The following is a 21,304-nucleotide window of genomic DNA, read 5'->3' on the forward strand; positions in this document are numbered from 1 at the left end:
TTTTTCAGGGGCTACGTGCACACTCTAATCCGTGGCTCAGGCAGGGCAACCGCAAGGTTGGCCGGTCGCTAGATCCGGTGTTCCAATCCTGTCTGGGTCACACCTTTAGTTTGGAACCTGAGGGCGTGATGAAATAACTATCTAGCTATGGAAGATTCAAACATGACGGACACTCACGCCACACCCGCTGACAGCACCATTACCATTTTCCGCGACCTGATCGCCAGCCTGCCTTTCGCGCAGTTAGATGACATTCAGCTCTGCGACCTCGGCGCGATTGCCGCCGAATCGGTCGAAGGCCTGTGCCACGGCCTTCATTACCTCGGCGACACGCTACAAAATGACATTGAACTGCCGCAAGAAAGCCTCAGCCAGCTCGGTGCGTGCCTCAACGCCACCGCACACCTGATTCCGGCACTGCTGGAAATGTGCGAACAGGCGGAACGCCATATGCGAACAGTGACGCCAGCAAATGATGCGCGGCTTACCACGCAGTAAAAACAATCTGTTAGGCCACATAGGGTGATAGTATTTGCCCTCTAACTTTCCCTCTATAAGGGAAGAGGACAAGCTCGGCACTGCCCATCAACTGAACAAAAAATAGACAATTTTGATGCAGGCCTGTTGAAAACAAAAAAGCGCTAATGTCATTCATACATTAGCGCTTTCAGTAGGAAAATTACTTCAGATCAACCGTCAATTCAGGAGCACCGAAACTCACCACAGTAGCTTTCGACGCTGTGAAGTATTGTCGCCAGAAGGCTTCAAGCTGCTGCATGATCTTGCCGGATCGATAGTTGTTTTTTGAATCCGTATCGATCAGCCCCGCCCCTGCGATATACACATTCGCACTGGTGAAATCCGCCACCAAATTTTGCTTCCCAGCACGTGCCATCTCTTTTTCCGGCTCTAACAGACGAATACTGTTGTTGCTGTAAAAGCTACCAAATTCGCTATTTTCCAGCATATCGGACACCAGCAGAATCGTTTTACTGGCAGCAGAGGTCTCTTTCAGATCATCACCAATGCGCTTGAGGCTATCCATAATCTCGCTTTTGGCGATGTTATCCCCGCGTTCGGCGAAACTTTCTGCCATTTTCTTCCCGATGTTTTGTGCAAAAAACTGCCTTTGCTGTACAAGACAACCATCCAGTGATTTCAGGCTATCCATACCCAGACTGTTGCGCACCTTTTGATCGGTAAACGGCATTTCCAGCTTGCCGTCAAACACGCGCTTCATGTAGTTATCCTGCAACAGCGCCGAGAACTGATACATCACGACATGATCGCCAGGCTGCACGTAACGAACTACCTGATTCCAGACCGATTTTTTCAGCTCAACAGGCACTTTGACTGTCTGGTCAACAATCACTACCAGTTCCCGACCACTATCAGCTGGGCGATGTTGATCCAGTTTGGCAAAACTGTAGCAACTGGGGATATCGTTACGTTCTACAGCCTGCGACACACAGGTTACCCCCAGCAACAGCAGCGAAAGTAGCGTCCTCATACGCTCTCCTTCGGACGCGCCTTATTCAGCAACGCCTGCACGCGTTGACGTTTCTTCAAGGACTCCAATGACAGTTCCTGATCGTCAGCAATCAGCCGTAGCTCTTCCTCACTGAACAACGTCAAATCACCCAGTTCATGGATACGTTGCTTCTCATCATCGCTCTCCGACATATTGACTGCCGAAGTGACTGGCTGAGCAGGTTCAACGACCATTGCTGTCGATACGAGTGCCGCAGGCTGGCTAGCCACCTCAGCAGGTGCAGACTCAACGTGCTGAACCGCAACAGGCGCGGGCTGTACCGGTTCGTTTTTCGCTTGTAAATGCGCAGTCAACTCTGCGTTTGAGCGCGCTTTATCACGCAGCTTGCCACTAATGTAATCATCAAACGTTGGTAGCGTGGTAAGCGGTTCACTCTGGCTATTAGTGCGCTTCATCATCAAACAATTTTGCAATGCGGTTAGCTTTTCTTGCCCATCGCGCTCCACACGTTCACGCCGCATTGCATGCCACGATGCAAACTCCTCAGAGCCACTGAAATTACCGATATATTTCGCCGCGGATTTGGATTCAATACCAGCAAATGAACGATAAATACCGATCAAAATACCAATCAGCTGTACGCCAACAAAAATGACGGACAAGATGATGAACGTCAGTTTTGAAGCAAACACACGGCTGTCTGTGATTTCTTGCGACGCCTGCGTGTCCGCTTTGGCATTGTCCGCTACCGCACCCGATGGCAGGTCAAACGGAGAAGCATCACTCGCTTGCACGACCTGTGAGAACGGCGAACCGTTCACTGCCTGCGTATCCATCGCATTGATGGTCGCAGCACGTACCAGATAGGCACCAACAGAGAAGAAAATAATCAGCGACAGGGCAACCACCGTTGCCCAATACTGCGGCTTAACGTGAACATTGTGCGTTACACGGTTCAACATCTGGATATAGTTTGGATCGTTGTCATCCAGACGGGTATTTTCCAGCGAGATTTCGTGGTTCTTGCTCAACCCTTTGGCAGAGCCGCTATGTCGCGCTTCTGAATACCAGTAGCGGATCTTTTTCAGCAGCGTATTTTTATGCAGCTCAGCCCCCATCAGGTGAGTAGCGGGCACCAGCACCACACCGATCAGAACGGAAATGACAATCGCCGAGAATTCGGCTTGATTGGCAGAAATGTTGCTAGCGATAAACGGCGAGAGCACCAACGCGAAAATAAAGGCTTCGAGCAGGACTAACACCACACTGCAAACCCACAAGATGACGCCCGTCGGCTTACGCCCGCGCTCATCTACCTTATTAAGGTAGTTGACGCAGCGCAGGTAAAAATCGGCATCCAGATTAGAGGTTTTATAGTACTGCCAATATTTGGCGCAAATCGCCTCTTCTGCAGGATACCAGGCCAGCTTTCCCGTACCTTGACGACGTGGTTCATTCGCGCGGGACAAACGGGATACATGACCGATAAGTGGCATACTGCTCATCAGGTTGAGGAAAAAGTAGCTGACTTGATCCCACCAGCGGATAAAAACCAGTACCAGCGTCATCAGCACCAATAATGGCCAGAAAATATAACGATAAAGCGAAATCGCCTCAGCGAGGCTTTGAAATAATTCCATGAATCAATACCTTTTAATTAACTACGCGTTGGGGTGTAGCTCGCGATGTATTCTTTGCTGTGATTGCTGTAGAACAGCTGTCCTTGCTGTGCCTTACTGGCCTTTTTCGGCACCAGCAAATCTACGCAGGAAAGTGCCTGTTGTGTTTCATCTTGCAGATAAACCCGATACAGAATGCTCTCTTCGCCTTCCCACGCATTCGCCACTGCATTTAATGGCGCATCCGCTTTACGGTTACCTTTGGACTGGTAATCGCGCGTGACGTACACCTTCGGATTTTCCACCACCGTGGCGTTGTCACTCAGAACCTTAACAGGTGAGAGCGTGACCAGATGATTATTCACCAACCCAGCCCAGGCCCGACCGTTCATGCCCGGCAGGTATTCTCGAGTTTCATGGGTTTCAACCGCTTTTCCGCTAGCCAGATTTTTGGCTTGTCCACTGACGCGCACATTATCTGCTACACAGCTTTTTAGCATGCTGCTGGCATTCGCTTCTGGAATCAGGCTAAACCCGCTGCTGCGCGGTTTGAGGCTCGCTGCCAACACAGGCGTGGAGGAATTAACTGGCTGTCCGCCAAAATCAACAAAATTCTTGCTATTGGCTGGCTCGGCGGCTTTCTTCGTCGTTGGCGCAACTGATGGCTTCGCTTCCGTTGCCGCCGCAGTCTGCGTTTCTACTTTACGAGTGGGGTCGGCTTTACGATTTGAAGATGGCGTAGAGAGTTTCGCCTTACGGTTTGGTGTAGAGGAAGAACTCACTGTCGACGTAGCCTGCTCAGCTGTGCCATAACGCAGATAAGCAAGGTTACTGCCTTCCTGCTCAAGCCGCTGTTTTAACAATGCCTCATTTGCCAACCCCACAATCTCGACCCGGCGGTTGGCAGTCCGTCCAGTTATCGTGGCGTTATCCGCCACCGGACGAGCAGAACCCGCCCCCTGGAAATAAAGTTTTTTTGCACTCAGGCCAGCCTGTTCAAGCACCCTACCGACATTCTGTGCACGTTGTTCTGAAAGACGCTGATTCCATTCTGCACTCCCAGTAGCATCAGTATGCCCCACAACCAGAATGACACCGCTTTGATCTCCCTCTTTCATCGCTGTCGCAATCTTTTTGACCTGCCGTAAACCGTCTGTTGAAAGCTGTGCACTATTGGTATCGAACATGCCGCTGTCTTGAACCTGCGCCACCAGTCCTACGGTTTCAGTACCACTTTTTTCCTGAGATTGCAGCGCGCGCGTTGTAATCGCGATCTTCTCTTCTTGAGCGATTTTTGCCAGAGCCTCTTCACGGTTCTGCCAAACGTTCCCCAATGCACAACCTGCGGCACCGCCTAACAGTCCTCCCGCCACAGCTTTCTTGGCATCACCCGTTACCAGATAGGTAAGGCCACCACCCAATGCGGCCCCACCAATACAACCAATCGCCGTTCCATAACTGCGCCCCGCATCATGTAAGGACGCACAGCTTGTTGTCAGTGTCACAATGGCAGCAAGCAGGCTAATTCTTCTGACTTGATAATGCTTCACTCCATATCCCTCATCCTTAACCACCCCAAACGCAAAGAACACCGACAAGCAGAATCCTTTTATCCATTAATTAACAAAATCTTACGTCATATTTTTAAAAACACCCGCCAACTGAGGTGAAACACCGCACGGCGTAGTTTTCTCAATAATCAGAATGATTAATTAATTCGGCATAGTTTTTTCCACACTTAAGCGCCACTCAATGTGAATAAAGTGAGCGAAGTACGAAATCAGTTTTTATATTTATCTCATTGAATTAGCGTGAGAGATTCAAAAATCACACGCCAGAGGATGTAAACCCGTAAGAGAGTATTTCGTATCGTAACAAAGGTGTCAACAAGCGGTTAAAGGGAAACCTCCTAGCTTAGCCCTTTGAAATACAGACGCATTTTCCACCCTACTGCGCACAACACCTCTTCATTTTACTCGTCACATTTCATTGATTCTTCGTTTCTCAATAATGGCTGCTCATTTGCTGGCAAATACGACCCACCACCTGTTGCGATCCTTCTCCCTTATCGGTGCGATTCCATACGTTAAAATCCATAAATGGCATATCTTCAGATCCGCTAAAGCTAGAAATAAGAAAAAATTAATCAGTGATGCAACCTGTATTTTTTCTGAAGTTAGCCGACTATTCTGACATCAGTTAGCGAGGTCGTAGTCAGCGAGATGAGATAGACTAACGCTTCATATTTCGACGACATTCACCTTGCAGCGTAGGCAAACTCACATGGTTAAACGCACAGTGTCCGCCAATAAATCGATCGATATGTACGCCGTCTATGTTTTTGTGACGATGGCGGAAGCAGGAAGCATGACGGCAGCCGCCACGCGGCTCGGTCTGACACCTTCTGCCATTTCGCAAACGATCCGGTTATTGGAAGAAGATTTCGGCGTCAAATTGGTAAACCGGGCTCGTCGCCCCTTTGTCCTGACGCCTTACGGCATTGCGTTGAAAAACCGGGGAGAAATCCTGACGGAAGAGATTGCGAACCTGAAGGCGCAGGTGTTGGAAGCGGGAAAAGGGATTAAACCTGACTTGCGTATCGGCCTGGTGGATTCGTTTGCTATCACCTGCGGTTCGGTGTTTACCAAGAGTTTGATGAAGAGCTCATCGCAGTTGCTGATTCGTACCGGGCTCAGCCCACAGCAGGGTGAAGCGTTAATGCGTCGCGAGCTGGATTTAATCGTCACCAGCGACCCGTTGATCGACAGCGATAGCGTGGTGCGACATCAGCTGTTTTCCGAAGGCTATTTCATTATCACGCCGCCGGATTACCGCAAACGCATCAAAACGGTTGAGGACATCCGTGAGCTTTCCGCCGCACTACCGCTGGTGCGCTTTAACCGGAACTCACAGATTGGGATGCAGATTGAGCGCTATCTGCGCCGCATCGATGTCCGCGTACCAAACATGCTCGAATTTGATAATGCGGATACCTTAACGTCAATGGTGGCGGCAGGTATCGGTTGGGCGGTAACCACTCCGCTCAGTTTCCTACAATCCGTTGCACACTCCCGTGAGGTGCTAACGCATATGCCGGAACAGCTGAATATTAAACGCTCGCTGTATATTGTCGGGCACCGAGATGAATACAGCGCGTTCTTTGAAGAAGCGTGTGATGTCACGCATGACATTATTAAAACCGTATTTATTCCGAAATTGAAAATGCTGAACCGCGGAATAGAAAAACTGGTTGAGATCAACCCGGATAATACCGAATAACCTATTTATGATTGGGAGACAGAAGAATGGAGGAATATATCCACCACTAGCCATTTAACGATGCTAATTCAATGTTCGTCTCCCCGAGAACGCTTTTTAGTCATGATTTTATACAAATCGTGATGGGTTCTTGTTACCTGAAAATCAAAAAACAGGAAATATAAACCCTAAAAAATCATAGTCTTAATATTGAAAACGATGCTATGTACATCGAACAAGAAAAAAGGAAGAAGATCCATGTCAACGAATATCCGTATTGAAGAAGACCTGTTAGGTACCCGTGAAGTCCCTGCCGATGCCTATTATGGTATCCATACGCTGCGTGCGATTGAGAACTTTTATATCAGCAATAGCACCATCAGCGATATTCCAGAATTTGTCCGCGCTATGGTAATGGTAAAAAAAGCGGCCGCGCTGGCGAATAAAGAACTGCAAACCATCCCACGTAAAATTGCCGATACCATTCTGCAAGCCTGTGATGAAGTGCTGAATAACGGTAAATGCCTAGACCAATTCCCTGTCGATGTCTATCAGGGCGGTGCGGGTACGTCGGTCAACATGAACACCAACGAAGTGCTGGCGAATATCGGTCTGGAACTGATGGGTCACCAGAAAGGTGAATACCAATACCTGAACCCGAACGACCACCTGAACAAATGCCAGTCCACCAACGATGCCTACCCAACCGGCTTCCGTATCGCGGTGTACACCTCTATTCTGAAACTGGTCGAAGCGATTACCCAGTTGAGCGATGGCTTTGAGCGCAAAGCGAAAGAGTTCGAAAACATCCTGAAAATGGGCCGCACCCAGTTGCAGGACGCCGTGCCGATGACCCTCGGTCAGGAATTCCACGCGTTCAACGTGCTGCTGAAAGAAGAAAACCGTAACCTGCTGCGCACCGCCGAGCTGCTGCTGGAAGTGAACCTGGGCGCAACCGCCATCGGTACGCGCCTGAACACGCCGGATGAGTACCAGAAACTGGCCGTTCAACATCTGGCAAAAGTCAGCGGCCTGCCTTGCGTACCGGCAGAAGACCTGATCGAAGCAACCTCCGACTGTGGCGCTTACGTTATGATGCACAGCGCTCTGAAACGCGTGGCGGTAAAACTATCGAAGATCTGTAACGACCTGCGCCTGCTGTCTTCCGGTCCGCGCACTGGCCTGAACGAAATCAACCTGCCAGAACTGCAGGCGGGCTCGTCCATCATGCCAGCCAAAGTTAACCCAGTCGTACCAGAAGTGGTCAATCAGGTCTGCTTCAAAGTCATCGGTAACGATACCTGCGTCACCATGGCGGCAGAAGCGGGTCAGTTGCAGTTGAACGTGATGGAACCGGTTATCGGCCAAGCGATGTTCGAATCCATCCAGATTCTGTCCAGCGCTTGCTACAACCTGCTGGAAAAATGCGTTGACGGCATCACCGCCAACAAAGAAGTGTGTGAAGCTTACGTCTTCAACTCTATCGGTATCGTGACCTACCTGAACCCGTTCATCGGCCACCACAACGGCGATATCGTTGGGAAAATCTGTGCCGAAACCGGTAAGAGCGTGCGTGAAGTGGTGCTGGAACGCGGCCTGCTGACCGAAGAACAGCTGGACGACATTTTCTCTATTCAGAACCTGATGCACCCAGCCTACAAAGCCAAACGCTACACTGACGAAAACGAAGCCGTTTAATTTTCATTTTCCGTCATTATTGTTGCTAGTTGTCACACAGGCCCGAGGGAAACGTCGGGCCTTTTCTTTGCTTATTATTTACAGTATGCCGATATTATTTTTATCCGCCGAGTGCTGACGTAGCAGCTATACCGTGACGAATCCTACGCTGTCACCTCTGCTGAAGAAAACAAAGGCAATATACTGGGCGGTACGACAAAAAATAACGTCAAGAACCTTCGCAGTAACTGAGGTAAAGGGAGCATGACATCTCTCCGAGTGATTGATTTCACATCTCCCTAACAGATAGTTCACTTATTCGTCAAAGAACCAATATCCTTGATTAACCAGCTCGGTTAATTCAACCACAAATGCCGGATTTTTCAGCGCCGCACCCAGCTCTTTTTTACCGAGAACGGTATAACGACACAGTGCATCTGCCGCTTTCGGATCAACGGTATCCAGCCGTTCACTGTTAATGAAGTAGCTACCACCCACTTCAAGAACGCGCAGCCCGCTTAGACGCGTCAGTACACCGCCGTCCATCAACGCCCACATAACCTCATCCGGCTTGTAGGGCGGTTCTGCCGGCGCGATATCCAGCTCGTGGCGCGGCGTCGTCACAAAGCGACCGAACCACTGCTTCAACGCTTCCGGCTGATTGATCACGTCGATCATCATCTCGCGCAGGCGGTCAAACTCATACGCCTCAACCCGCCCCGGGTGCTCGCGACAGGTCAAATCAGGGTCGCTATAGTGCTCACCGCCTAGATCGTTCTCCAGCACATAGTCCGCAAAGCTGCTGATTAAGTCTCTGCCGTTCGGTCCACGGAACCCCACGGAGTAGTTGAGTGCGGTTTCATGCGTGAAGCCATCGTGCGGGAAGCCTGGTGGAATATAGAGAATATCGCCCGGCTCAAGATCTTCATCAATAATCGGTGGGAAAGGATCGACATGCAGCAACGCAGGATGCGAACAAAACTGACGCATCGGCAACTTGTCCCCTACGCGCCAGCGGCGGCTACCCATCCCCTGAATGATGAAGACATCGTACTGATCGATATGCGGCCCCACGCCACCGCCCGGTACGGAAAAGGAGATCATCAGGTCATCTAAACGCCAGTCCGGCAACACGCGGAACGGACTCACGAGTTCAGCAGACGGCGCATGCCAATGGTTCACCGCCTGAGCCAGCAGCGACCAGCCAGTTTCCCCCAGATTATCAAAATGCTCAAACGGCCCGTTGCTGGCCTGCCACTGGCCATTTTTATGGCTGACCAAACGGCTATCGACCTCCGCCTCCATCGCCAAACCCGCCAGTTCATCCGGCGTAATCGGATCGACGAAATTCGGGAAAGCATTCTTCAATACAACAGGTTGTTTTTGCCAGTATTTTTCTAAGAATTCGGGCCAATTAAGGTTAAGTTGGTAAGCCATGCGTCCACACCAGTGAGAAGAGAAACGGGCCTGATTATAAAGAAAGGGCTACCAGCGCTACCTTGTCATTGGTCAATGGGCGGATAACTATCATGCAGACTGCATATTTTGCTTGATTAGATAGTGCCTAAACATGCCTTCTTCAGGAAAATCGGGTAAAGACATTTGCAGTTGATAACCTTGCTTTTCATAGAAAGGAAGTGCCTGAAAACTAAAGGTATCTACAAGCGCATGACGGCATCCAAGATGCATCGCCTCCTGCTCAGCTTCCTTCATCAACGCGCTGCCGAGCTTCAGACCTCTGGATTCCTCGCTCACCCACAAATAATCAATACACAGCCATAATCCTTTACGCGTGGCGATCAACCCGCCCGTCATCACTCCGGCGCTATTTCGGTGAAAAATACCGATTTGCCCAAAAGAGGCGGGATTAATAAACCGATGGTTGTAACTCCTCAGGCCAGCAAAAAGTGCTTCCCGATCGTTATCCGTAATGTCGTGCGTCACGATTAATTCCATTCGTTCTCCTCGGTTCCTGTTTATTAAAAATGCATGACCTTTATGAATAGCGCGCCACTGAAAATGCGGTTTCAGGGATTCCTGTACTTCTGCACGCAACCCAACGCAGGCACTACGTTTCAGCATAAGCACAATCCGCCTTTCGGTATATGACTCTCTGCATGGCGATTGTGATTATCTGTGTGGTTGAAGATTGGATGATTTGAGAAGGTTGAGGGAAAAGAGATTAAGGAAAAGGTGTAACCATCTGGATTTCAGGCATAAAAAAAGCCACCCTGAGGTTAATGCCGATCGTTTAAGGATCGGTTGAACGATCCAGTGGCTAGTGTAAAAAGGGTTCATGTCTCTACATGGACCCTTTTAAAATGGAACTTTCTCAGGCTCTCGGCATTATTAATCTTACCGCCCCAGATGACGTTCAAACTCTTGCCGACCTGCTTTCCCCTGACCTCATCCAGCAAGCTTTTTCTCTCACTGATACCGTAACACTGCGCAAGCGCAAGCTTCCTCTCGAGTCCATGGTCTGGTTGGTTATTGGCATGGCGATTTTCAACAATAAGCCGCTTTCCCACATCGTTAATCTGATGGATATCGCTGACCGCACTGGAAGCCCCTTTACAGCACCCAGTTCTGTTGTTGCACGCCGAAAAACACTGGGTGAGGATGCCGTTCGGGTGCTCTTCGAGCTCACACAGCAACATTGGCATGAAGAGGCCAGACATCCGCTCTGGCACGGACTGACTCTGAATGCGGTTGATGGTGTCGTTTGGCGCACGCCGGATACGCCAGATAACGCGAATGCTTTCGGTAAAGCGAGTAATCAGCATGGTGAACGAGGATATCCTCAGGTGCGCATGGTCTGCCTGATGGAACTGAGTAGTCACCTGCTGCGTGCCAGCGTCATGGATAGCTACGATGTCAACGAGATGCGCCTGGCTGCCAGATTGGCAGCGCAAGCCCCAGATAACAGTGTCACGCTGTTCGACAGAGGATTTTGGTCAATAGGGCTGCTGAATAACTGGCACAACGCGGGAGAAAACCGACACTGGCTGCTTCCGCTTAGGAAGGGAACCCAATATGAGGTAATCCGCAGATTAGGTAAGCAGGACGAGTTGATCATGCTGAAAACGACGGTGCAAGCCCGCAAACAATGGGCCGGACTGCCAGATGAGTTAATAGTCCGGTTAATCAGACGTAAAGTAAACGGCGTAGAGCGGCAGGTCGTGACCTCCATGACTGATGCGATGCGTTACCCGGCAGCAAGCGTGGCAGAACTGTATAAACACCGATGGGAAATCGAACTGGGTTACCGTGAAACTAAACAGTTTTTAATGGGTAATAGGTGGACGCTACGAAGCAAACTGCCAGAAATGGTGAAACAGGAGCTATGGGGAATACTGCTGACATATAATCTGGTTCGCTATCAAATGGTAAAAATGGCGTTCAGTCTTAAGGGAGAATACCTGCCCTATCAGTTGAGCTTCAGCGGAGCTATATCAGAAATATTAAGACTCTTGATCAGCCTCCCATGGGCATCGCCGGGAGCAATCCCGGGCCAACTGAAACAGTTTTACAGCAATGCCGCAATGCTGATATTGCCCCCGAGACGAGAACGGGAATATCCTCGGGAGGTCAGAGAAAAACGGTCAAAATATCCGTTAAAAAACAATGCCAGTCACCTTAAGTGACTGGCATTAACCCTGAGGTGACTTGATTTTCATACTATGGTGCGAAGGCCGGACTCGCACATTGTATATAACCTCATGATTTAATGTTAATTTAAATAAAGACTAAAGACATTATACCAACACAGATACCAACGTTTGAAATTGTTAAATTTGGGACTCGAAGCCGCGCAGATGTTTTAGAAGGGAAGATTGGCACCTGACGATATCATTGCAGCACATCTAATGCGGTTTGGCGAAAACAGGCATAAGCTTCTTCCCATGGAATCTGGGTTCCACCAAACACCATTGGTGTCACGAATCGCTGGTAACGTTCTTTATGAAGTGGGTTATTTTCCAATTCTTTCAGCCCCATTTTGAGTTCCACAATGGGTGATTTACAGAACTCAGGATATTGGTTACCGTAACGTTCAATATCCTGCTCAATGCATTCCAGAACAAAGCGCTGCAAAACCGGAACATCAGCCCCTTTCTCTCTGACAATACAAAAATTGTCGTAGATATGGCGCACTAGTGATTCATCCTCAGCTCGTTCCAAATCACGCATACTTGCAGCCGTTCTTCGCATCATCGAGATAAGCTTTTCAGCCTGCGTACTGACTATAGTGGCACACGGAAAAGCTCGAACTATTTCCCCTTTTTTCGTGCCATCTGTTACCAATGAACAAATATCACGCGTTTCTGATGATTCAAGCAAGTCTGTTTCCATCAACTCCAGTTTAATAAATGGACGCAGGCAAGGGATTTGCGAATACATCTGCGGATAACGCACGGGAATTTCATTGTAACGATATTCATCGCGAGTGACTTTGGGATAATCATCGTCAAAACTAAAAATCCCTGAAGTAACAATCGATTCGGTAATCGTTCGGATGATATCTTTACGGATATTCTTACGCTGCCTTCTTGAACTTTGTTGCAAAAAATGAGAGGTAGGAACCAACTTGATATCTACATCTTCTGACATTCGGTTTAACGATATTCCTGCTTTCGATAACGCTGTGCCTCCGGCAAAAACCAGTTGATGCGTATCAAAAGTCAGATGCTGAAGCAGGCGTAATAATTCAACGATGTAATAATCTTTCTCCACTATGGCGACAGACCCGATTCCCAGTGCATCGGCAACGTCAGGAAATAATGCAGTTAAGTCATCCATTTAATTTACTATTCCCTACTGACAACACGCGCTTAAAACGTGGAGGTGTTTTGATTTCCATTGATGCTGGAACTTGAGTTGACTTGCCGCTATTGTAAGCGCTTGCTGCATCAGCCAAGTGATAGTCCACTTTCAAGCGCTCCAGCGCTTCGATCACCACCGCAGCAGAACCACCAGGGGATGCGGGCATTAACCGACCCGTAATCACATTTTTCCGCGCTTTGGTATAGACGCCATAACCTACTTTCAGCAGTTGGCCTTCTTTCACCAGTTCACGCAGCGCTCTGCCAACTTGATCGTAGCCAGCAAGATCTTTGAAGTCGTCACGAGTGAAAACATAACGCTTTGAGCGTTTCAGTCGTGACTGAATACGAGCTTTTGTAGTCATGTTATCCTCCTTTGATCATTTCTTCATCATAGCAAATATACGACATTTTTAATAGCAAAAATACGACATCTAACTTTGCCATTAACTCAAAAATGAATGAGCTTTACGTGTGTGTTTCTGAGTTGGGAGTAACAGAAAACCAATTGATAATTAATACATTAATCTCAATAAATCATTTTGATTTATCAATAATATTAAGCATATCAGAATGTCTAACAACACGTCCTTCTTCGACATCAACAAGTCCTTTCTGGATCGCCTGATGACGTTGTTCTCTGGCTTCAATCATCGCAGTCAATGCTTCCTTAATCACCCAGCTTTTGGATCTATCCAATTCAATAGCCAGGCTTTCAACCGCAGCCGCAAGTTCGGCGGGTATCTGAGCACTGATCGTCTGTTTCGCAGGTTGTCCCATGAGCATCACCTTTCAATAAAAGTTAATAACACTTATTAAAATAGCATGATTTTGTTAGCGTCACTACCTGTGACAAGTACCACATCAGCATCCCTGCTACATCATGCGCTCACCTTGCCGCCAACATCCCCGGATAATATTTGGCAATAATGTCGTTCATCTGATCGATCAGGTCAGGACGCTTAAAGATGAGATGCCCGGTGCCTTTCTGAAAGTAGCGAACGCTGAAGAACTCATCCTCGTATTCCTGCTGATGCGGATTATCACGGATATGGTCCATCAGTCGGATGGTGACATCGCCTCGGTTATCGGGGATCGGTTTGCCATCCAGCAGATACAGCATACGTTCCAGATCGGCCAGTTGATCGCGTCGCCAGCCCCAGTTCAGGCCAAAGCCCCAACGGTTATATGTGACCAGATTACTGATGATGATTTTCTTGCCGAAGTAACAAGGGTGATTGGTTTTGTAATCCCACGATAGTCCTTTGAATACATTGATGACCCCACGCTCGAATACCTCCCGCTTGCTCTGGTGAAGTTGCTCAAAGGTGCTGAGTATATTGGCTTCGCTGATGACCGGTAGCTCCCCTTCATCCAGATTTTTATGCCACTGGCTACGCGCTTCGGCATCCATCAGCGACAACATGCCGGATTTCAGCATCAGGTCGCGCCAGATATTGCGATCCAACGTGCGGGTGATGGCTGGAATCGCTTTATCAGGCGTTTCTGTCAGCCAGCAATCGTAACGATGCCCTTGTTTCAATGCCCAGTCTTCAGCAGTGCCGCCGCCGATAGTCGCCGTTAGCGTTGAAATAGATTGTAGCTGATTGAGGAGTTGCTCTATCTGTTGCAGCGCGGCATCACGTCCGGTAACGATACGTTCGATATTGGTCGAGCAAATCAGCTCGGTGTGTTCGGTCAAAACCTCGGGTTCAATTTGCATAGTTTGCGGTCCATACATAAAAGCAAATGCGCCAGCCCTTACCGGCTGGCGCATTATGCATCGGGGAGAAGGATAAACAGGTTTGGTGCGGTGTTACTGGAAAGCAGCTCGCAATCTTTATGCTTTAAGCAAACTGGTAGCACGTCTGGCACGGAGAACATCAACGGCGGTAAGAAACGGCGATTGCTCCTGCCAGTTAAAACCGTCGCGATCGATACGCACCAGTTCGTATTTTTCCACCAGAAAATTCACCGCATTGACCAACGTGATGCCAGCATCGATATGCTCCTGAATCACGTTTTCTTCACAGAACGGTGTGTCATTCAGCGTGAGGCCGTAGTGCTTTTCCAGCAGATAGGTAAGAAGTCTTTGCCAGACAGTTATAGGTGACGGGTAGGGTTGCTCCTCCCATGATGGGATTCCGGGTAATGTTTGCATGAGAATTGTCTCTTCAGGTTAAGTCGATAAAATCAGGGAAACGTTCAGAATGGGGAGGGAAGCAGCGGATTATTGTGTTGCCGCTGAAGAGGGATAAATAGCAATATACACGTCGCCAACACTGCCCAGCGTATCGGCTTCACAGGTCCATTCGTTGCAATACAACCTGATGCAACCCTGCTGACGGGGATTCAGTTCCTCCATGCGTAGCTTCTGTTCCAACAGCTTAATTAGCTCAGGGAAGCAACGTTCCAGACTTTGGGCTTCTGTTTTGCTAAACGTACCGACAATGCTGGCCCGGTCTGCCAGATAGTGCAGACGATTACCTTCCTGCACGAGTTTGGCTCCGAATCGCGGCGTGACGGCACGTTTTAGTCCCCATTCAGGGATATCCGCTGATGGCATGGTGGTTTCCTTATAAAAACACGGTGGTAAATGTGGTCATCACAGCCAGCCACGTTCAGCGAACGACACTACCTCATCGCCGCCGACTACCAGATGATCGAGCACTTTGACGTCAAGCTGTGACAGTGATCCCTTCAGCTTGTCGGTGATATGGCGGTCAGCCTGACTGGGCTCGGCACAGCCGGAAGGATGATTGTGTGCCAGTATCACGGCGGCGGCGTTATGACGCAGTGAGGCTTTGAGGATTTCACGCGGATGCACTTCGGTGCTGTTGATACCACCCAGCGCGATAACTTCCTTTTCTATCAGGCGATGCTGATTATCCAGATACAGCACCATAAAGACTTCGCGCTCCAGACTGCTGAGCTCCAGCATTAACCAGCTTTTGGTGTCCTCCGAGGTTTTGAACTGTCGCGCATTTTTACGCACGCGTTTTTCCAGCAGGCACAACGCCATCTGGATGATGCGCTGCTCTCTGGACGCAATGTGGCCTGCCAATGAATTGCATGACATGGTGATTCCTTATCTAAACGATGGATGATGAAAAAGAAGGATGAAATGGATGACAAGAGCACAATAAATACAATGCCTCGCGCAGGCGCACGAGGCATCAGAACCGTGAATAAGGTCAGTCGTTATTCCATCTGGAATTCCCATATGCCCTGATCGGTCTCGACAATGATTTCAAGGACATTACAGGCGGCTCCCCAGTTTTTTGACTTAAACGTCGTTTCAAAAGTGCTACCGAAGCGGAGTCGAACGGGCTTCCAGGATGCTTCGGAAAGGTGCTGGCAATTTCCCCGATTAACCACAATGTCTTTGACGACGACAGAATCTGTCAATGCTGTCACAGATATCCTTGGATAATAGGGACCGGCATACCAGTTTCCTGAGGCAATACGGGTTTGCACTCTGACAGGCGCTTTTTCTGCAAAAACGCTTAGCGAACACAATCCCAGGCAGAGCGCGACAAATGCTTTTTTCATAATATTTTCCTTTACTCGACAGGCTCGAAGCCTTCCGATGACCAGAGGCGGTAACACTCAACGATGGCTGAATGTCAGCGTGTCCTTTTTGCCGTTGTAGTGAGTGAGGTTAAGCGTGGTGGTGTTGGCATCATGGGTACTGTCAACCTTCACGATTTCACTGCAATCTTTGAGGTCAATCGCCTTGATTTCAGGCGCGGGCGTCGTTTTATTGACGGCATACCAGCTCCCTGCCGGGCAGGCCATCCCGGCACTTTGCACCAGAAAGGCGTAATACGGCGTATCGGTCAGACGGGTATAAAGGCTGGCGGTATCCGCGCCCTGAACCAGCACATCCTTGCCACTATCACCGCAATTCCGGCAGAAAAGCTGATTCTGCGTGTTTCTCAGTATGTGTGCCTGATACGCAAGAACCTGGTTATTCATCTGAAAACGGTTTTTCTCTCCATTCTTCCAGGTGACAGTGAGCAGCGTGTTGTTTTTGTTTTCCGTCACCGACACCTTCGCTACAGCCGATAAATCAGAGCGGTCATCGTCAAACTCAATAAAGTGAACGGTGGGCGACGCAGCATATTTATCGATGTAATAAAAATCGGGTGTCCGGTTAGCGGTGTAAGCAGGAATGGCATCATTCAGCAGGATGGTATAGCGCGTCATGTCCCATAACTTGCTGTACTGATCCGTTTTATTTTTATAGCCCTGTGGATAGTCAGAAATAAAGAAACTGTCTTTCCTGTCGGGTCCACAGAGATGGCAAACCATATGCCCGTCGCTGTCGGTGATAATTTGCGGTTCATTGTCAGCAGGCTTTGCCTGTACAGACAGAATGGGCAGAACCATCAGGGAGGCCAGCAGCATTCCGCTGCATGGCAGTGCAGGTTGTGTTTTCATTGTGGTTTTCCTTCGGAAGGGCTCTCGGTTAAAAACCGGCCCATCCGCCAACGGTATTGATGATAAAAAGCAGGCAGGCCATAAAAATCACCAGCGTGATATACCAGCGCATAAAGCGGCCAAACAGCTTCAACAGCGTTCGCATATTATTTTTCTCTGCAAATCAGGTAATACAACAATCCGGCCAGTAACGGGTCGATGACCATACCCAAAATGAACCAGCCCCAGAATGAGCGACCGCTGCTGGATGCCACGCATCCCAGTACGATTGCCAGTCCCACCCAAAGCAGTAACAACGGCATCATTGCCCTCCAGACGCATACGCGTTACATGAACATGTTATTGATTCATAAAAGTAAAAAAGTCTCAGAATGAAATGTCGATTTTATAGCGGGGAGAAATGGCGGTATAACAAATCAATTCGATCGGTTCGATCGACAAAATCGATCGGTGACGATAAAGAAAGCTAATGGGAAGCAGCAAAAACGTTAGTCGAAGAAGAAAGACCACACGGCATTTGCCACTCTGGCAACGGAATGGGCAACGCCATGCAGCACCTGTTTTGCCACTTGAGGCAACGGCGCGTGGTCAATAACCCAATCCACCGCACTGACTACCGTGTCGGAAAATCCAGCCCTGGCCTGCTGTATCGTGCTTTCGGTTTGGTGCTCGGCACGTAAATGGGGAATGACCGGACTACGAGCCTGCTTTGGGAGAAGGGTTATCATCGCCTCCACCATCTTTCCCAGTTGATAACGGCCTTTAACGGAAAGCGGTAAAATGTTCTCTGCCACGATACCGAGTTGTTGCCCGATAGCCGCCCGCTTTTGTGCCATATGTTCCCGTTGCCTGAATGACGGCTGCGCAGAGGCCCAGCGCCATTCCTCGCTCGGTTCAATCTTGTCGACCTGATTGAGCAGCCAGAGTATCGGCGTGTGCTCCCCGTTCACGGAGCCGAACACATCCCGATAAAACTGCTCCTCGGCAGAATAGGCGCGGTCATCCGCCTTCAATACCCACAGCACCATATCCAGCTCCGGCAACAGGGATTGATACAGTGCGCGATATTCCTCATCCCGTTGCTGACTTTCACCGACTCCGGGTAAATCAACCAGCGTAAGATAATGACGCCCAAAACGCAGACGAATGCGTTGTGGCTCACGGGTACAGGCTGCGACAGCATTCACTGCGCAGACTTCGCTGCGAAACAGCGCATTACATAAGCTCGATTTTCCGACGCCGGTTTTGCCCATAATGCCAATCACCGGTTCATAGGTGACCAGCCGGGTCAGCTCCTGCATAAGGGTATGACGTAACGAACGGGGATAGCGCCGCAGATGGCGGCGGATCAGGGAATAACCTGACGATTTTTTCATATCAGCCTCAGAATGAAAAAGGCCATCCGGAATGGATGGCCTGATGAATTGAAATAGGGGTAACTCAATGAGGTGATATATAACTAAGATTTTTTTAGTTTTTATCCTTTAACTGTGAATGGCCCCATGCCCTTACGCCAGGGATTGAATGCATACTCAATCTGAGTGACCCCAGATAGCTCAGGAACAACGTCGGATTGTCTGAATTAATTTTGAAGTTAGCTGTACCACCGCACAGATCATTGAATATGAATGCAGCACTCTGGCTCCTGGTATAACCATCGAGAAGAGCGTGATTGCCTTTACAGAATTGCTGATTACCCAATTCAAGGTTGTAATTGAAGACAACCGGATAACCGGGCCATCCTTCTTTCAGGCTCGCTTTTTCCACCGAGCGGCTCCATAACTCCCCCAGACACTCCGCAATTTTATCGGCACTGGCGCTCTCAGCTATGTAAAACAACATGTAAATATAGGGCAGATTTGTGCGCTTTTCGTTGCACATCAGCCATGAATACCCGGCAACGCACTTCCCGTATTTAAGCACCCGCATGTGATTCAGAAACAGCTTCAGTGCAAAGTGAACCTTTCTGGCATGCTCAGGTCCTCTGTCGTCAGAATAAGCACTTTTCCCATCGAGAGGTGTTATCACAAACGAGAATTTCAGCGCTCTCACTGCCTCCCTGGCAGAGAGATTCCGGAATAATTCCTTAAACGATTTGTCTATGTTTTTCGACTGACGAGCAGAGTAATAGCTGTTCATTTTTAAAACATACAAGTTATGTAAATAAACATACATTTTATAACAAAAACATTATAGGTCAATCAGTTACTAAAAAACCCTAATTGTACGAAATTCATACAAAAACCCACTACCTACAGGCGTAGCACTGCTTGTATTGAGACCTTAAACAGGGAGCACTTTAGTGTTCTGAACGGTGTGTTTCTCAGAACGGCGAACATTTAATTAAGGTATTTAATGATATTTTATAGAGAAGAGATTTCGTAATTATCCACCGCCCTCCAGATCGATACCTCAGGCTGAGTGATCATTACAGTTCCACGAACTCGCCTTCATTTCAAAATTGATGCCCATGTCCATTCCCATGACGATTACACTCACATGGAGATTCAGACATGGCTTACCACGACATTACCGATATCAATCTTAACTACGTTCAGCACCGTACTCTGAAACGTAAGCTGCAACATCACCAGAACCAATTATTTGAGCGTTATTCCAAATTGCTGATGCTGCGGGTGGACTTCTCCTACAAACGGGACAGTGATTCAAGGATTGAAGGCGATATTCATTCCACAGTGGCAGATATAACGCTATTGCTACAAAGGTGCCAGGACATCAACGGGCTGGTGGGCTACGCATGGGTACTGGAGCATACTGAGCAGCATGGCTACCACATTCACGCTGCATTCTACTTGAATGGTCAGAAACGTCGCCGAGCTTGGGGAGTCTTTGAAGCGCTGAGAGATACCTGGAAGTACGTGACCTGGGAGGAAGGTTATTCATATCGTTGCGAGTCTAAGGAGCATTACAAAGTACGCGGAGAATGGGTGACGGCACATGACGATATTAAGGGGCGTAAGGGCATGCAGTACATCCTGAGCTATCTCAGCAAGCAGGATCAGAAAAATCAGGGCGTTATTTGCCAGTTGAGTAGTATTCCTGCTGCACACGTATCTGGCAGGCGGCGAAAGACCAGTTAAAGCTCTCGGTTAAAAAATTACGCCAGGTCCTTATCGTTTGAAGGAGTTCGCCAATTTTCATTTTCCGGCTCCTTCTCCCATTTATTCAAGGAGAAAAAACGATGAGCACCACTACCGATTACCGCCTTCTTAACGACCAGTTCGTCGATATGACCTTCATCACCCAGTTGACCGGATTAACCGACAAATGGTTTTACAAGCTGATTCAACTGGGTCAGTTTCCGAAGCCGATTAAGCTGGGTCGCAGTTCCCGCTGGCTACAAAGTGAAGTCGAAACCTGGTTACAGCAACGTATCGATCAATCTCGCCAGTAGCCACACGTTCTAAACACGACTCATTTTCCTGCCAACAGCGTTGGGACAATCGCTTCCACTAAGCTCGTTATCGTCAGGAATGGAATCAATTTATGCGCTTTCTAAAATGCTATCTGGCTAACAACGCCAAAAATCGTTTTGTTAATGCAACTGAGGCTAGCCGCCTGCCCCAGGGTCACTGGACGTGTACATCCTGTGGTTGTTCGTTAACTCTGCATAACGGCTCTCAACATCAAGAAGCCTGGTTTGAGCATGATAGGTTCAGTATAGATTCAAGAAAACTGAAGGCATGTGCCTACCGGGACCCCGAAGAGAAAGAAGAAGAGAGGATTAAAAAACTGCGGGAAAAGGTCCGTGCCAGCTACGTTCCTCCTGAACCGAACACCTGGTATTGCGTGTTGTGCCAAAACCGCTATACAGGAAAGAAACTCTGCCCGACGTGTAAAGACGGAATCTACAGTGTAGTCGTTGAAGATAATGGCTATGTACCTGAAGAAGAAGGTCATCGGAATAGTTAATTCAGGGCCGCTGCTCGTATCCCATCATTCCAGCCAGAAAGAGCCTGTAATTAAAATTGTGT

24 protein-coding genes are annotated in these 21,304 nt (G+C 48.7%); 7 read left to right on the forward strand and 17 right to left on the reverse strand.

What is annotated here, in order from left to right:
- Positions 1-162: 162 nt before the first annotated feature.
- Positions 163-498 (forward strand): hypothetical protein, encoded by a 336-nt coding sequence (locus H0248_RS10160; RefSeq protein WP_180785844.1) that lies wholly within the window; start codon positions 163-165, stop codon positions 496-498.
- Between the two features lie 181 nt (positions 499-679).
- On the opposite strand, the gene H0248_RS10165 is transcribed toward H0248_RS10160, so the two are convergent.
- Genes H0248_RS10165 through H0248_RS10175 form a run of 3 tightly spaced genes read right to left on the reverse strand, consistent with a single transcriptional unit; the run spans position 680 to position 4,661 of the window.
- On the reverse strand, positions 680-1,510 hold the full coding sequence (locus H0248_RS10165) for a hypothetical protein (protein WP_180785845.1): 831 nt from the start codon (positions 1,508-1,510) through the stop codon (positions 680-682).
- Complete coding sequence (locus tag H0248_RS10170) at positions 1,507-3,132, reverse strand: hypothetical protein (protein WP_180785846.1); 1,626 nt, start codon at positions 3,130-3,132, stop codon at positions 1,507-1,509. The genes H0248_RS10165 and H0248_RS10170 overlap by 4 nt, the downstream gene beginning before the upstream one ends.
- A 17-nt stretch (positions 3,133-3,149) precedes the next feature.
- Positions 3,150-4,661: an OmpA family protein gene (locus H0248_RS10175; RefSeq protein WP_180785847.1), complete on the reverse strand. Its 1,512-nt coding sequence runs from the start codon at positions 4,659-4,661 to the stop codon at positions 3,150-3,152.
- 733 nt (positions 4,662-5,394) lie between these two features.
- Here H0248_RS10175 and H0248_RS10180 point away from each other — a divergent pair.
- Both H0248_RS10180 and aspA read left to right on the forward strand, forming a co-directional pair.
- Positions 5,395-6,390 carry a LysR family transcriptional regulator gene (locus tag H0248_RS10180; RefSeq protein ID WP_180785848.1) on the forward strand — a complete coding sequence of 332 codons (996 nt, stop codon included), beginning with the start codon at positions 5,395-5,397 and terminating at the stop codon, positions 6,388-6,390.
- A 237-nt stretch (positions 6,391-6,627) separates the two neighbouring features.
- A complete protein-coding gene (aspA, locus tag H0248_RS10185; protein WP_102117173.1) occupies positions 6,628-8,067 on the forward strand; it encodes an aspartate ammonia-lyase in 1,440 nt (479 codons plus the stop codon).
- Between the two features lie 294 nt (positions 8,068-8,361).
- Here the strand turns inward: aspA and H0248_RS10190 are convergent, their stop codons facing one another.
- Positions 8,362-9,483 (reverse strand): ribosomal protein uL16 3-hydroxylase, encoded by a 1,122-nt coding sequence (locus H0248_RS10190; protein ID WP_180785849.1) that lies wholly within the window; start codon positions 9,481-9,483, stop codon positions 8,362-8,364.
- A gap of 90 nt (positions 9,484-9,573) precedes the next feature.
- Complete coding sequence (locus H0248_RS10195; RefSeq protein ID WP_180785850.1) at positions 9,574-10,002, reverse strand: GNAT family N-acetyltransferase; 429 nt, start codon at positions 10,000-10,002, stop codon at positions 9,574-9,576.
- A gap of 365 nt (positions 10,003-10,367) precedes the next feature.
- Between H0248_RS10195 and H0248_RS10200 the strand changes: the two genes are divergently transcribed.
- Complete coding sequence (locus H0248_RS10200; RefSeq protein ID WP_180785865.1) at positions 10,368-11,690, forward strand: IS4 family transposase; 1,323 nt, start codon at positions 10,368-10,370, stop codon at positions 11,688-11,690.
- Positions 11,691-11,895: 205 nt separating this feature from the next.
- On the opposite strand, the gene H0248_RS10205 is transcribed toward H0248_RS10200, so the two are convergent.
- From H0248_RS10205 to H0248_RS10260, 12 genes are all read right to left on the reverse strand, one after another.
- Positions 11,896-12,843 carry a nucleotidyl transferase AbiEii/AbiGii toxin family protein gene (locus H0248_RS10205; protein WP_180785851.1) on the reverse strand — a complete coding sequence of 316 codons (948 nt, stop codon included), beginning with the start codon at positions 12,841-12,843 and terminating at the stop codon, positions 11,896-11,898.
- Complete coding sequence (locus tag H0248_RS10210; RefSeq protein ID WP_025919497.1) at positions 12,836-13,231, reverse strand: DUF6088 family protein; 396 nt, start codon at positions 13,229-13,231, stop codon at positions 12,836-12,838. The genes H0248_RS10205 and H0248_RS10210 overlap by 8 nt, the downstream gene beginning before the upstream one ends.
- Positions 13,232-13,403: 172 nt before the next feature.
- Complete coding sequence (locus H0248_RS10215) at positions 13,404-13,646, reverse strand: CopG family ribbon-helix-helix protein (protein ID WP_180785852.1); 243 nt, start codon at positions 13,644-13,646, stop codon at positions 13,404-13,406.
- A gap of 109 nt (positions 13,647-13,755) precedes the next feature.
- On the reverse strand, positions 13,756-14,589 hold the full coding sequence (locus tag H0248_RS10220; RefSeq protein WP_180785853.1) for a DUF4942 domain-containing protein: 834 nt from the start codon (positions 14,587-14,589) through the stop codon (positions 13,756-13,758).
- A 117-nt stretch (positions 14,590-14,706) separates the two neighbouring features.
- Positions 14,707-15,027, reverse strand: a complete 321-nt coding sequence (locus H0248_RS10225; RefSeq protein WP_180785854.1) for a TA system toxin CbtA family protein — start codon at positions 15,025-15,027, stop codon at positions 14,707-14,709.
- A 69-nt stretch (positions 15,028-15,096) separates the two neighbouring features.
- The gene (locus tag H0248_RS10230) at positions 15,097-15,432 is read right to left on the reverse strand and encodes a type IV toxin-antitoxin system YeeU family antitoxin (protein ID WP_180785855.1); all 336 of its coding nucleotides are present in this window, start codon (positions 15,430-15,432) and stop codon (positions 15,097-15,099) included.
- Positions 15,433-15,471: 39 nt separating this feature from the next.
- Positions 15,472-15,945, reverse strand: coding sequence for a RadC family protein (radC, locus tag H0248_RS10235; RefSeq protein WP_180785856.1), 474 nt, complete (start codon positions 15,943-15,945; stop codon positions 15,472-15,474).
- A gap of 122 nt (positions 15,946-16,067) precedes the next feature.
- Positions 16,068-16,418, reverse strand: a complete 351-nt coding sequence (locus H0248_RS10240) for a hypothetical protein (protein ID WP_113631700.1) — start codon at positions 16,416-16,418, stop codon at positions 16,068-16,070.
- A gap of 57 nt (positions 16,419-16,475) precedes the next feature.
- A complete protein-coding gene (locus H0248_RS10245) occupies positions 16,476-17,309 on the reverse strand; it encodes a hypothetical protein (RefSeq protein ID WP_180785857.1) in 834 nt (277 codons plus the stop codon).
- 146 nt (positions 17,310-17,455) lie between these two features.
- Positions 17,456-17,614: a hypothetical protein gene (locus tag H0248_RS10250; RefSeq protein WP_155242703.1), complete on the reverse strand. Its 159-nt coding sequence runs from the start codon at positions 17,612-17,614 to the stop codon at positions 17,456-17,458.
- A gap of 183 nt (positions 17,615-17,797) precedes the next feature.
- The gene (locus tag H0248_RS10255) at positions 17,798-18,685 is read right to left on the reverse strand and encodes a GTPase family protein (protein WP_180785858.1); all 888 of its coding nucleotides are present in this window, start codon (positions 18,683-18,685) and stop codon (positions 17,798-17,800) included.
- Positions 18,686-18,779: 94 nt separating this feature from the next.
- Positions 18,780-19,448, reverse strand: a complete 669-nt coding sequence (locus H0248_RS10260; protein ID WP_240345922.1) for a hypothetical protein — start codon at positions 19,446-19,448, stop codon at positions 18,780-18,782.
- A gap of 374 nt (positions 19,449-19,822) precedes the next feature.
- Between H0248_RS10260 and H0248_RS10265 the strand changes: the two genes are divergently transcribed.
- The 3 genes from H0248_RS10265 to H0248_RS10275 all read left to right on the forward strand — a co-directional run bounded on the left by H0248_RS10265 (position 19,823) and on the right by H0248_RS10275 (position 21,242).
- On the forward strand, positions 19,823-20,410 hold the full coding sequence (locus tag H0248_RS10265; RefSeq protein ID WP_180785860.1) for an inovirus-type Gp2 protein: 588 nt from the start codon (positions 19,823-19,825) through the stop codon (positions 20,408-20,410).
- Positions 20,411-20,511: 101 nt separating this feature from the next.
- Positions 20,512-20,724 (forward strand): helix-turn-helix transcriptional regulator, encoded by a 213-nt coding sequence (locus tag H0248_RS10270; protein WP_180785861.1) that lies wholly within the window; start codon positions 20,512-20,514, stop codon positions 20,722-20,724.
- Positions 20,725-20,816: 92 nt separating this feature from the next.
- Complete coding sequence (locus H0248_RS10275; protein WP_180785862.1) at positions 20,817-21,242, forward strand: putative zinc ribbon protein; 426 nt, start codon at positions 20,817-20,819, stop codon at positions 21,240-21,242.
- Positions 21,243-21,304 lie beyond the last annotated feature (62 nt).

Source organism: Pectobacterium brasiliense, from assembly GCF_013449685.1.
Lineage (GTDB): Bacteria > Pseudomonadota > Gammaproteobacteria > Enterobacterales > Enterobacteriaceae > Pectobacterium > Pectobacterium brasiliense_A.